The sequence below is a fragment of the Streptosporangium sp. NPDC004379 genome (assembly GCF_042873875.1).
Lineage (GTDB): Bacteria > Actinomycetota > Actinomycetes > Streptosporangiales > Streptosporangiaceae > Streptosporangium.
The window spans coordinates 98844-111213 of the sequence record NZ_JBIAMC010000023.1 but is presented as its reverse complement, the minus strand read 5'-3'; the positions used below and the strand labels follow the sequence as shown (position 1 = coordinate 111213).

Below are 12370 nucleotides of genomic sequence, written 5' to 3'. Positions count from 1 at the left end.
GATCCGCTGCCAGGCTTTGTCGGTCAGTTCACCTCGTCGCACCACGAGGCATCATCTAACCGCACCACCGAGATCATTTATCAGACACGCCTTAGTCACCCGGCGGCCCGGACGGTCATCCGGACGAGGGCGTCCCGGACCCCTCCGAGGGAGCCCGGGACGCTTTCCGGTCTTCCAGACGGTTGGTAAACCCAACGGCTTCAGCAGATCGCCGAAGCGCTCAATCCGAGCGCGTTGTCGAGCTCCGCCAAGGTAAGCGGCCGTTCGCTGATGGCGACGGCGGTAAGCACCTCGGCATAGAGCGCGATCTCGTCCAACGCGACACGGTCGTGGACCCTAGAGTCCAGGTCGTCGTGCCCCACCGCGTCGTCCTTCCTTCCGCAGCCCACACCCACTTCGAGGTTACGGCGGAGGGTCCCCGCGTTCCCATGGCCCATCGGGACCATTCCTGGCGTCCCCACCACACCCTCGGAGGGGTCATTTCCCGGCTGCGAGATCACAATTCAGCCAATCGGCGGTACCGGTCGTCTGAGAACGCTATAAGCGGAGTAAGCGAGGAATAACTCCATTCGTGGTTTAACCGAGTGGATCTTTGTCAGAAGTGACGGAACGGGGTTCCAGGGACGTTCGGGGCTCCCGGGCTCCTCGGGGTCTCCGGTCCCGTAGAGCCCGCCGGGCCGTCCTGGTCGTTCGGTTCGGGATCGTCGCGCTCGTGGATCAGCCGGTGCACGACCGCCGAAGCCGTCACGAACCCCCGTCCGGGAACCGGGGTCCCGGTGAGGCGGCACCACGCGAGCCCGGCGGCGTAGGCGGTGCCCAGCAGCGCCGCGGCCCCCGCCCGGTCCGGCGGGTGCAGGGCCGCGGGCAGCTCCCCGGCGCGGGGCCAGCACTTCCGCAGCGGGTGCGACGGGTCGTCCAGCGCCACCCGCAGCATGTGGCGCAGCTCCGGCTCCAGCCACGGATACAGCTCACCGGCCGCCCCGGGAGCGGCCTCGGACAGGTCGGCGGCGAGCAGAGAGGCCGCGACGGCCCGGGGGTCGGCCCCCTTGGCGGCGACGAACCCGAGCGCCACGACCAGGTCGTAGAGCACGTGCTGGAGGTGCTCGCCCGGCGAGGTCTCCGGCAGCATCACGTGGGGCGGGCAGCGCTCCAGCCACGCCCGCCGTACGGCGTGGTCGCCGGTCTGGGCGGCGGAGGGATCCACGCCCGTACGGCGGAGCACCGGCTCCAGCATGGCCAGCAGGGCGTCCGCCCGGGGCCGGAAACGGGGGTCGTCGCGGATCACCTCCGCGGTGTCCGCCATGAGCGCCACCAGGCGGCGCCCGGCCTCCGGATGGCCGGCCCTGACCCGCTCGCCGTACAGGGCGGCCAGGTCCTCCAGGGAGAAGGGGGACAGCCACCGGACCCACTCGTCGCCGGGCAGCGGCCGGGCCAGGAACTCGCCGAACATCGACAGCAGCACCTCGTTGCCGTCGAAGGCGGGGGCGTAGGCGCACCACATGAGCGTGCCCCAGACGGCGGCCACCGGGCTGGCCACCTCCTCGGCGAAGACCTCGGTGAACGGGCCGGTGAGGGGGAAGTCCTCGCGGCGCCTGCCGCGCTGGGCGGCCAGCAGCTCGCGTACCCGGCCAGTGATCCGGGGAGGAACGTCGGGGCCGACGAACCCCTGGACGGAGCCGCGGCCGACGGTGACGTCCGGGCCGTGCGGGACCACGTGCCGCGGGATCACCGACGTGTCGTGGGAGACCCGCGACGCGGCGCGGAACTCCGGGTCGACCGGCGGCGCGGCCGGGTGCCAGCGGCCTCCGGCCGGGTCATGGCGGTGCCACCGGGCCTGCGCGCCGAACAGCCAGCGCCCGCCGTCCGGGGCGGTCAGGACGCGCGACGCGATGGCCTGGGCCCGCGCGGGGCCCGGGAGCGCCGCCCACCGCGGATCGGCCACCATGGTGCGCACGTCGCCCTCGATGGCGTCGAAACAGTCCCAGCGCGACACGGCGGCCATGTTACCCGCGGCCTCCCCCGCCGTCCCGGGCCCCGGGGCGGCCGTTCCCGGCCGTGAGCGCCGTGGACGCCGTGAGCGCCATGGAGGCCATGGAAGACGCCGTGGACGCCGTGGACGCCGGACGCCGGCAACGCGGTACGGCGCCGCGCCTCCCGCGGGCCGGTGTCTCCGGCGGGACGGCGGCGCGGGGTGGTGGTCAGGGGAGCCGGCCGGGCGGGACGGGGACGGCGGCGCGGTGCCGGGCCGCCTTGGCCGCGTAGTTGTCCGGGGTGCGGGCGAAGGACGCGCGGTCGTCGTCGGTGAGCTCGCGGACGATCCTGCCGGGGACGCCCGCGACGAGCACCCCCGCCGGGATCTTCTTGCCGGGACCCACCAGCGCCCCCGCCGCGACCAGGGAGCCCGCGCCGATCCTGGCCCCGCCGAGCACGATGGCCCCGATGCCGACCAGCGCCCCGGTCTCCACGTGGGCGCCGTGCACCATGGCCTTGTGGCCCAGGCTGACCCGCGGTTCGAGCACCGTGGGCTCGCCGGGATCGGCGTGCAGGCAGCACAGGTCCTGGACGTTGCACTCCTCGCCGACCTCGATCCGCTCGTCGTCGCCGCGGAGGACCGATCCGTACCAGACGCTCGCCGCGCGGCCGAGCCGTACGCGGCCGACGACCACCGCGCCCGGGGCGACGTAGGCGTCCGGATGGATGCTGGGGGCCGCGTCGCCGTCGAGGGAGGCGATGTACGGGTCGGTAGTCACGCGTCCGATGTTACGCGCCGTGAAGCTGTCCGATATTTCCGCAAGCAGGTGAGGCGTTCCGGTTGCGGACTTGGCCGGTAAGCAGGAAAGTCGTCTACCGACGTCTCCTTTCCGCCACCAACCTCCACGGGTAGCAGCATGACAAACGAGCACGACAGCTTTCCCGATCTGATGCAGGAGAACCTGTTCGAGGTCGCGATGCGCGGTTACAGCCGTCGCCAGGTTCACGAGTACATGAACCGCACCCGGGCGCAGATCCGCGACCTCGAGGAGCGACTCGCCCGGGCGGCCGAGCAGGTAGAACGGAGCCGGATCGAGCTGGCCGACGCCCGGCGCAGGATCTCCGACGCCCCCCAGGACTACGACGAACTCGGCCAGCGGCTCAGCCAGATCCTGAAGCTGGGCGAGGAGGAGGCGGCCGCCAAGCGCGATACGGCCATCGCCGAGGCGAACAAGCTGCGTGACGACGCCGCGACGGAGGCGGAGCGGCTGGTGGGCTCGGCGCGGGAACGCGCGGAGGCGATCCTGACGGCGGCGCAGCAGGAGGCCGAGCGCAGGGTCGCCGACGCCACCGCCACGGCCGAGAAGAGGCTCACCCAGGCGGGGCAGGAGGCCGACGAGACCATCGGCGCGGCCCGCGCCGAGGCCGAGGAGGCCCTGCGCGGCGCGCACGCCGAGGCCGAGCGGATGCTCACCGCGGCGCGGAACGAGGCCGAGCGGATGGTCGAGGGCGCCCGCGCCGAGGCGGAGTCCACCCTGGGGCACGCCAGGGCCCAGGCCGAGGCGGCCGTGTCCTCCGCCAACGCCGAGGCGCACTCGACGCTCACCGCGGCCCAGCAGCGGGCCGCGGTCCTGGACGAGACGACCGGCCGCCGGGTGACCTACCTCACCGACACCCACCGGGAGGTGGTGCGCCGTCTCACCGAGATGGGCACCGTCCTGGGCGACCTGCTCCACCGGGAGGGCGCGGCCGGGTCCCTGATCGACGAGGACGCCGTCCTGCCGCCCGCGCCCGTGCGGCCCGCCCCGATCCCGGTCCCGGCGGACCAGGAGACGCAGGCGCTCCCCGGGGCGCCCGTCGCGGCGCCGGGGGCCGAGCCCCACCACGGAGCCGGGCCCGGCTCCGGTCCTGACGCCGGGGCCGGCCGTGACTCCGGGCCCGGTTCCGGCCGTGGCTCCGACCGTGACTCCGGCTCCGGTCCCGGTCCCGGTCCCGAGCTCGGCTCCGGCTCCGGTGACGAGGTCGTGGACATCGCCGGTCCGGATGCGGAGACCGGTGCCGACGGGGACGCGGGCATCGAGGCGGACGTCGAAGCCGTCCGGGTGATCGTGGCCGAGGACGACGAGGAGAACGAGGCGACCGGGGACGCCCGGGACGTCGGGGGCCGGGCCGGCGCGGGTGACGGGTTCGGTTCGGGCCGCGCAGACCGCGCAGACCGTCCGGACCGTGTGGACGCTTCGGATCGTGCGGACGGTTCGGACAGCGCGGACAGCATGAACGACGCGGACGACGCGGACGGCGGCCGTGCCGACGGTCACCGCGCCCCGGCCGCGCCGATCGCCCGGCTCTGACCCGGCGCCGGGCTCCGGTACGGCCTGCCTGTTCGTGAGGATCGATCGCATGCGATCCGGCCGCACCCGGACCGCGGATCGGTCCGGGCGGATCGGTCGGCGCGGAGCCGTCAGGGCGGAAGCCCCCGCCCCCGATAGGGCCCGGGGGCTTCCGCGATTGGGGGCCCGGTACCGGGACCGCGGAAATCGCTGGCCCCGGCACCGGGCGGCTCTCTCAGTGACCCGTTCCGCCGGAACGTTCCTGTTGGTCGAGTAGTTGTCCGCGTAGTCCCTCGGGCTCGTCGGCGTCGATCGTCATCGCGCAGCCGGCCTCGCGTTGCGCGGACGTCAGCGGGTGGTGGCGGGTGGCCCACCACCGCCCCGCGTCACTCCGCCAGATCGTCCAGTCGGGAAACTCCCGGGCGATTTCCGCTAGATGCCGGTCGAATGACATCCCCGCACCTTCCCCGCGCCCGGTCCCGACTGTGTGACGCTCCACCTCCGACGGTGCGGCACCTCTCTAGAGAAATCAATGATCGTGAGGGACAGGTCAACCTATCGGTTGACAGAACGGCTTGATCTATGCGTCGAAGTCGTACTGGAGTACATAGGAGGCGGCGTCGAGGATCATCTCGTTGACCTCCACGGGTCTTCCGTCCGCCGTGTAGGCGGTCCGGAAGATCACGATGATCGGGGTGCCGGCCGGCAGGTCGAGGAGGACGGTCTCGTGGGGGTGGGGCATCCGGGCCCGTACCTCCTCGCTGAAGTGCGCCGGGGCGTGGCCGAGGTCGCGGAGGCGCGCGTACACGCCGCCCTGTCCCGTGTCCTCCCGCGTGATCGCGGTGCCGTCCACCAGATCGGCGGGGAAGTGGGAGACCGACAACTGCACCGGCCTGCCGTCCACCGAGTAGCGTCGTCGCCGGACCCACACGTCCGCGCCGCCGAGCACGCGGGCCACGGCCTCCTCCGCGGTCTCCCGTTCGATGTTCATGTCGTCCACGGTGTAGGGACGGCCTCTGGCGTCGGATTCCCAGATGGCCCGCCCCCGTCCCCATTGTTCGTGGGAGAGCCGGCGGGAACCGTGCCGTCTGATCGGCCGGAACTGCCGGACGTACACCCCCGAGCCGCGTCTGGGCACGGCGAGTCCTTCGTTGATGAGCACGGACAATGCCTGTCTGGCGGTCGCACGGGCTATGCCGTGCCGCCCCATGAGGGCGTTCTCGCCCGGAAGCCGGTCCCCGTCTCGGAGTTCGCCGGACAAGATCGCTTCGCGAAGCTCGTCGGCGATACGCCGGTAGATCGGGGGCTCGGGAGGTACCGGGGATTGCTGCACGTTTGATCACCCTCTGTCACCAACCGGGTTTGGCGTCTCCAGAGAACTTGCCCCGTCTTGTCCACGATCGCACAGATACAGAGGTTGGTCGCGTGCTTCTTTTGAGAGGAACGTGCCCGTGTGGCGATCTCCGCGCGTTTCACCGGGCCGTTACCGAGGAACGGTTCCGCCCGCTATTCGGGAGGCCTGCCACCGGCGGGTGATCGCCGCCGCCAGTACGGCACCCGCCGTGTTCACCAGCACGTCGTCGACGGAGGTCACCCGGCCGAGGCGCAGGCCGTACTGGAGGAGTTCGACGGTGAGTGAGGAGGCGGCGGCCACGGCCGCGACCGCGGCGAGGGAGGAGAACCGCGCCGACCGCGCCGGGAGCAGGGCGCCGAGCGTGGCGAAGACCAGAAGGTTCCCTCCGACCTGCACGAACGCGGTCTGCGGCGGTCCGTGGAGCACGGCCGCGAGGTCCCGGAACGGGATGAGGCTGACGCCTCCCTCGCCGCCCGTGGGGGTGAGGATCATCCACGCCCAGGGGGCGGTCCCGGCGACCATGGCGACGTCGGCCAGGGCCGTGCGGACCGGATGGGGGCGTCCGGCCCGGGCGCGGCGGAGGGCCAGGAGGCGGGCGGCGACGAGGGCCGGTGGAATCGCCAAAAGCGCCGCGACGATGATATTTCCCCATTGCTCCCATGCCTGCCGCATGGGAGCAATGATGCCGGGTGCGGCCCCGGGCGGGCGGTCCCCCGGACAGGGGCCGGATAGGGAAAGGTGACCCTCCGGCCAGGTCCCCTTCCGCGACCCGCGCCCTGATCAGGAGCCGCCGGACGGGATCCGAGGCCGTACGGATCCTCCCCGCTCCACCGCGCCCGATCCGGGTGCCGAGGTCGTCTCGCGCGCGGTGCCCGATCCGGGCGCGGCGATCATCCCAGGTGGCGCCGGAGGAACTCCACGGCCCGCTCCCAGGCGACCGGTGCGGCCGCGGGGTCGTAGAACTGCGGGGCCTCGTGGTTGTGGAAGGCGTGTCCGGCCTCCTCCGCGACGTGCATCTCCACGTTCGGCCGAGCGGCGGCGGCCTGCTCCACCCTGGCGACCTGGTCGCGCGGGATGTAGGGGTCGGAGCCGCCGAACACGAACAGCAGCGGGGCGGTGATCTTCTCCATCATGCCGGTGGCGTCCGGCACGGCCGAGCCGTAGAACGACGCCACCGCGTCCACCTCGGCGGTCGCCGCCAGGAGATAGGCGATCGAGCCGCCCAGACAGAACCCGACCACCCCCGCCCGGCCCCGCGCCTCCGGCAGCGCCCGAAGGTGCGCCAGCGCGATCGCCGAGTCGGCCACGCCCTGCGGCAGGTCGAACCCGGAGGCCAGTTCGAGCGACGCCGCCGTTCCGGCCTCGTCGTGACCGGACACCCACCCGGGCCGCAGCCGCCAGAACAGGTCCGGCGCGCCGACGACGTACCCGAGCGCCGCCAGGTCCTCGGCGACCTTCCGGATGTACGGCCCGACACCGTAGATCTCCTGGATCAGCAGGACGACCGGGCCCGAACCCCCCTCCGGCAGCCACAGGTGCATGTCGAACGAGCCGTCGGCGACGGCGACCGTCTCGGTGCGGGTCTTCATGGGTCCTCCTGCTTGTCGTCCTGGTACGGCGGCATGCCGGCACGGCGTCCCCGATGCGGCGGCCCCGCCACAGAGGCGTCCTGCCACAGAGGTTTCCTGGGACAGAGGCGTCCTGGGACAGAGGCGTCCTGACGCAGCGGCCAGAGAACCGTATGCCCGCTGGAGCGCCCGACCCACGGCGGAGATGACCGCCGCGCCGCCGGGGACACCGGGGACCCCCGGACGAGGGCGGCCGATGCGCGGCACGGCCCGCGGCCGGGGCGCCCGGCCCGCGGCCGGGGTGGCCAGGGTAGCCGGTGTACCGGCGGGCGCCGAGCCCATGCTGACCGGCCGGCACGGGCACGCGGCGCCGTTCGTCTCCGAGCCCGCCCACCGTCCCGCCGAGGGCGTCCGGCGCTTCGCGGTGAGCACCCCCACATGCTGTCGTTCGCCCCGCTCAACGCGTCGCCGGACATCCGGGAACGGGTGGACACGGCGCGGGCCCGCGCCGAGAGCGTGGCGCTGACGTCGCTCTTCAGCGACCCGGTCGAGGAGCTGTGCGTGCCGTACGGCCTGGAGCTCGCCTCGCCCCGCGACCCGGAGCGGCGCGGCGCGGCAGCCAGGTCGGCTTCGGGCGCCCGGAGGGCCGTCCCGCGATGCGGGCGCTGATCGGCCGCGGCGTCCACGGCGATTTCCGCGCCCCCGACCCGCTGCGCTTCGGCTTCGCCCCGCTCGGCATCGGCTCCGCCGACGTCCACGACGCGGCCATGGCCCTGGCCGAGGTGCTCGGCCGGGAGCCGTGGCGCGACGAGCGTCACCGACGGCGGCCGGCCGTCACCCGATCAGGGGTCGATCCCGCGCCGGCAGCCCTTCGTGTGGCAGTCCCACAGCACGTGCCCGTGGAAGACCGGTCGCGTGGTCTCCCAGTACTTCCAGCCCTCCACCCTGGCGGGCACGTTGGCGATGCCCGCGACGACCTTGTGGAAGCCGCAGGTGCTGGTGCGGTACCACGCCGAGAACCCGACCCGGTAGCCGAAGACGCGATACCACAGGTGGCCGTACATGTCGTCGGAGATCTCGTGGGTGTACTCGTGCCCGGCCTCGACGATGTACTCCTCGGCGATCAGCGGGTTGAGGTTGTTGCGCAGCAGGCGGAGGATCTCGTCCCGGTCGATCCGCGGGCCCCTGGTGAACTCCAGCTCCCTGCGCTTGTGCTCGATCTTCTCCCGCTCGAACTCGACCTCGTAGTACACCCGGTGCTGCCGGGTCACCGTCGCGGTCACCGAGCCGCCCGGTCCGTCGATGAAGTGGGTCCGGGCCAGGAAGAAGTTCCTCGGGTGGAAGTTGTCGATCCTGAAGAGGAAGCGGGGCCGGCAGATGTCGTCCCAGCCCCGGCGCAGGCGGGGCCTCGGGGTCCGCCGGGGGTTCGGGCTCACCACGGACCTCGACAGGGCGAAGGAGGTGGCGGTGGCGCTCGCGCTGGGAGTGGCCTCCGCGGTCTCGGAGACCGAGGGGACGGGCGTGGCCGTGGCCGTCGCGGTCGGCGTGGGCGTCGGCTGCCGGAGCGCGGCGGGACGGGCGAAGCCCAGCTTGATGAAGCCGCCGCGCCTGCCGGGTGCGACGAACCGCTTGGTGGGACTGACCGGCTTGTTCATCGGGCCGAGGGCGGATCCGCCGTTCCCGCCCCTGCCGCCCCCGCGGGCGTCACCCTCGCGGGCGTCGTCTCCGTGAGCACCGTTTCCGTGAGCACCGTTTCCACGGGTGTCGTTTCCGAGTGCGCCGTTTCCACGGAGGTCGCCGCGGTCGCCGTTTCCACGGTCGTTCCCGCGGGTGTCGTGCCGGCGGGCCTCGTTTCGGCGGGCGTCGCCTCCTCGGGCGTTCTCTTCCCGGGTGTCGTTCCCCCGGGCGCCGTTCCCGCGGACGCCACTTCCCCGGGCGCCGTTCTCACGGGCGCCGTTCCCGCGGGCGTCGTCTCCGCGGTCGGGGCCGCGCTCCGGCCGCCGGTCGTTCCTGAGCCCGCGTGCCGTGCCGGAGTCGTCCGCCCTGGCCCCCCGGTGCGGGGCCTGCCCGGACGCCCAGGGGCCGGGCGAAACGGCGGGCCGTGGATAGGTGGCGGAGACCGGGGACGCGCCGGAGGAGGGCTGGGCGATCGCGGCGACCGCCGCGACGAGCGACCCGGCCACCCCCAGCGCCGCCACACCCTTCACCGGGCGCTGTCCCTTCGGCCGGGCGGGCCGGCCCGTGGCGTCTTCGGAGTTGGGCGTGACCATGGAGATACCGTTCCTTCTGGAACGCGGCACTGCGGCCGCGACTGACCCGCCGGCCGGAACGGTGGTTCCTGCTCGCACAGATCGCTCAGCGTTACAGGAAAGATACTTACAGTCGCCTTATGTCGTTGTGTGGAGGCACGCCGACAGAGTGGGGATCCGGTCAGCCGGGTGGCGTATCGACCGGATTTCCGTGGTCGTCCTCCGCCGCGCACGCGACATCCCGGCCGGCTGCGACCGGCCGGGGGCGTCGGGCGAGGTCACCGGCCGGGGACGTCGGGCGAGGTCACCGGCCGGGGGGTCGGGCGCGGCTACGGGCCGGGGGCGTCGAGCGCGGCCACGAGCCTCTTGGGGGCGACGGCGCGGTAGCTCTCCTCGACCCAGTCGAGCAGCACCTCGGTCTCCGGCGGCGCGCCGCCGTCCAGCGGGATCGTCACCCAGTGCGCCCGGCCGAGGCCGTACCGCGACGGCTCGGCGCCCGCCACGCTGAGCGCGTGGCCGTGTGACTCCGGCAGCTTCAGCCAGACGGCGGGCCGCCGGCTCTCGCCCGGATCCTCCGCGCCGAGGAACGCGAAAATCTTCTTGTTGACCTTGACGACGGTGTCGCCCCATGGGTGGTCCTCGTACGCCTCGGGCAGGCCGAGGGCGAACTCACGCAGTGTCCGGCGGGTCTCGCGCCACTCATCCATGGCGGTCATCATGGCCGGGACCGCCGACAGTTCCGCACCGGCGGTTCCGCACCGACCACTGACCGCCGACCACTGACCGCCGACCACTGACCACTGACCACTGACCGCCGACCGCCGACCGCCGACCGCCGACGACCGACGCCCGACCGCCGGGCGCCCGGCCGCCACCCCACCGCCACCCCACGGCCCCGCCGAACCGCCACCCCACCGCCCCGCGGCCCGGAGCCGGCGGGGCCGACCGGTGAGGTCAGGGGCGCGGGATGTTCCGCAGGTTGGCCCTGGCCAGATTGATCATGCGGCCGACCCCGCCGTTGAGCACCACCTTGCCCGCGGCCAGCGCGAACCCCTTCACCTGTTCCTGGGTGACGCGCGGGGGGATGGACAGCGCGTCGGGGTCGGTGAGGACGTTCAGCAGGTACGGTCCCGGCGTCGCGAGCGCTGTGGCCAGCGCCTTCTGGACCTCGGCAGGCTTCTCCACCGTCGCCGAGGGGATGCCCATCGCGGCGGCGACGGCCGCGTAGTCCACCGGCGCGGAGTCGGTGCCGAAGTCGGGGAAGCCGTCCACCAGCATCTCCAGCTTGACCATCCCGAGCGAGGAGTTGTTGAAGAGCACGACCTTCACCGGCAGATCGTGCATCCGGACGGTCAGCAGCTCGCCGAGCAGCATGCTCAGGCCCCCGTCGCCCGAGAGCGAGACGACCTGCCGTCCGGGGGCGGCGAACGCCGCGCCGATGGCGTGCGGGAGGGCGTTGGCCATGCTCCCGTGCCAGAAGGAGCCGATGACGCGGCGGCGGCCGTTGGGCGTGAGGTAGCGGGCGGCCCAGACGTTGCACATGCCGGTGTCCACCGTGAAGATCGCGTCGTCGTCGGCCAGCTCGTCCAGGACGTCCGCCACGTACTCGGGGTGGATCGGCACGTGGCGCTCGATGTTGCGGGTGTAGGCGTCCACGACCTGGTCCAGCGTCTTCAGGTGCCGGTTCAGCATCCTGTCGAGGTAGCGCCGGTCGGACTTCTGCCTGACGGAGGGCAGTACCGCCCGGAGCGTCGCGCCGACGTCGCCGTGGACGCCGAGTTCGATCGGGGTCCTGCGGCCCAGGTGCGCCGGGTCATGGTCGATCTGGACCGTCTTGCGGCCGGGCAGGAAGTCCGGGTAGGGGAAGTCCGTGCCCACCAGCACCACCAGGTCCGCCTCGTGCATGGCCTCGTAGCAGGCGCCGTAGCCGAGCAGCCCGCTCATCCCCACGTCGTAGGGGTTGTCGTACTGGATCCACTCCTTGCCGCGCAGCGCGTGGCCGACCGGCGCGAGCGTGCGCCCTGCCAGCTCCATGACCTCGGCGTGGGCGCCCCGTACCCCGGCTCCGCAGAACAGCATGACCTTCTGCGCGGCGTTGAGCGCCGCGGCCAGCTCCTCCACCTGCTCCGGCGGGGGCGCGAGCGTGCCGGTCCGGGTGACGAAGCGGTGGTGCCCGGTCTCGTTCGGGGCCTGCTCGCCCGCGACGTCGCCGGGAAGGACGACGACCGACACGCCGCCGTCGCCGACGGCCTTCTGGACGGCGACGCGCAGCACCCGGGGCATCTGCGCGGCCGTACTGATCATCTCGCAGAAGCCGCTGCACTCGGTGAACAGGCGCTCGGGATGGGTCTCCTGGAAGAACCCGGTGCCGATCTCGGCGCTGGGGATGTGTGAGGCCAGGGCGAGCACGGGGGCGCCGCTGCGGTGGGCGTCGTACAGTCCCTGGATCAGGTGGGTGTTGCCCGGTCCGCAGCTTCCCGCGCAGACCGCCAGGCGGCCGGTGACCTGCGCCTCGGCCGCGGCGGCGAACGCCCCGGCCTCCTCGTTGCGCACGTGCGCCCACTCGATGCCGGGCGTCCTGCGGATCGCGTCCACCACGGGGTTGAGGCTGTCGCCCACCACCCCGTAGACCCGTTCGACGCCGGCCTGGCGCAGTACCTCGATGAACTGCTCCGCGACGGTTGCCATGATCTCGTCTCCCCCTCGCTTCTCGCCTCATCGGATACCTGACCCGATTCGACCGGGTCACTCGCGGGGGAGAGTGATTCGTGGTGGCCCCGGCCGCTCACGATCTTTCCCGTCGCGGCCGGGAGGGCACCGTACGGCCTTCAGGGCCCCCGTACGGCCGCCGTACGGCCCCGGGAACGGCCGTACGACCTCGGGAGGGAGCCCTGTGCG

At 73.0% G+C, this 12370-nt stretch carries 11 protein-coding genes and 1 pseudogene; 3 read left to right on the top strand and 9 right to left on the bottom strand.

Annotated features, from left to right (window positions below; all coding sequences use genetic code 11):
* Positions 1 to 595: 595 nt before the first annotated feature.
* Positions 596 to 2002, bottom strand: a complete 1407-nt coding sequence (locus tag ACFYSC_RS33980; RefSeq protein WP_389969751.1) for a hypothetical protein — start codon at positions 2000 to 2002, stop codon at positions 596 to 598.
* 196 nt (positions 2003 to 2198) lie between these two features.
* On the bottom strand, positions 2199 to 2750 hold the full coding sequence (locus tag ACFYSC_RS33975) for a gamma carbonic anhydrase family protein (RefSeq protein ID WP_389969749.1): 552 nt from the start codon (positions 2748 to 2750) through the stop codon (positions 2199 to 2201).
* A gap of 138 nt (positions 2751 to 2888) precedes the next feature.
* Between ACFYSC_RS33975 and ACFYSC_RS33970 the strand changes: the two genes are divergently transcribed.
* Positions 2889 to 4322 carry a hypothetical protein gene (locus ACFYSC_RS33970; protein ID WP_389969747.1) on the top strand — a complete coding sequence of 478 codons (1434 nt, stop codon included), beginning with the start codon at positions 2889 to 2891 and terminating at the stop codon, positions 4320 to 4322.
* 214 nt (positions 4323 to 4536) lie between these two features.
* Here the strand turns inward: ACFYSC_RS33970 and ACFYSC_RS33965 are convergent, their stop codons facing one another.
* The 4 genes from ACFYSC_RS33965 to ACFYSC_RS33950 all read right to left on the bottom strand — a co-directional run bounded on the left by ACFYSC_RS33965 (position 4537) and on the right by ACFYSC_RS33950 (position 7244).
* On the bottom strand, positions 4537 to 4755 hold the full coding sequence (locus tag ACFYSC_RS33965) for a hypothetical protein (RefSeq protein WP_389969745.1): 219 nt from the start codon (positions 4753 to 4755) through the stop codon (positions 4537 to 4539).
* A gap of 126 nt (positions 4756 to 4881) precedes the next feature.
* Entirely contained in the window at positions 4882 to 5634 is a 753-nt protein-coding gene (locus tag ACFYSC_RS33960; RefSeq protein ID WP_389969743.1) for a GntR family transcriptional regulator, read from the bottom strand.
* A 150-nt stretch (positions 5635 to 5784) separates the two neighbouring features.
* Positions 5785 to 6279 (bottom strand): VanZ family protein, encoded by a 495-nt coding sequence (locus tag ACFYSC_RS33955; RefSeq protein WP_389969741.1) that lies wholly within the window; start codon positions 6277 to 6279, stop codon positions 5785 to 5787.
* A gap of 266 nt (positions 6280 to 6545) precedes the next feature.
* Positions 6546 to 7244, bottom strand: a complete 699-nt coding sequence (locus ACFYSC_RS33950) for a dienelactone hydrolase family protein (protein WP_362933619.1) — start codon at positions 7242 to 7244, stop codon at positions 6546 to 6548.
* A gap of 417 nt (positions 7245 to 7661) precedes the next feature.
* On the opposite strand from ACFYSC_RS33950, the gene ACFYSC_RS33945 reads away from it, so the two are divergent.
* Complete coding sequence (locus ACFYSC_RS33945; RefSeq protein ID WP_389969739.1) at positions 7662 to 7892, top strand: hypothetical protein; 231 nt, start codon at positions 7662 to 7664, stop codon at positions 7890 to 7892.
* Positions 7880 to 7939: pseudogene (locus ACFYSC_RS33940) on the top strand (hypothetical protein); the annotation flags it as partial. The gene ACFYSC_RS33945 and the pseudogene ACFYSC_RS33940, both read left to right, overlap by 13 nt.
* 126 nt (positions 7940 to 8065) lie before the next feature.
* Here ACFYSC_RS33940 and ACFYSC_RS33935 read toward each other — a convergent pair.
* The 3 genes from ACFYSC_RS33935 to ACFYSC_RS33925 form a co-directional block, all read right to left on the bottom strand.
* Positions 8066 to 8878: a hypothetical protein gene (locus ACFYSC_RS33935; RefSeq protein ID WP_389969737.1), complete on the bottom strand. Its 813-nt coding sequence runs from the start codon at positions 8876 to 8878 to the stop codon at positions 8066 to 8068.
* Positions 8879 to 9801: 923 nt separating this feature from the next.
* Positions 9802 to 10179: an MmcQ/YjbR family DNA-binding protein gene (locus tag ACFYSC_RS33930; RefSeq protein WP_362933628.1), complete on the bottom strand. Its 378-nt coding sequence runs from the start codon at positions 10177 to 10179 to the stop codon at positions 9802 to 9804.
* Positions 10180 to 10426: 247 nt separating this feature from the next.
* On the bottom strand, positions 10427 to 12160 hold the full coding sequence (locus ACFYSC_RS33925) for a pyruvate dehydrogenase (protein ID WP_389969735.1): 1734 nt from the start codon (positions 12158 to 12160) through the stop codon (positions 10427 to 10429).
* Positions 12161 to 12370 lie beyond the last annotated feature (210 nt).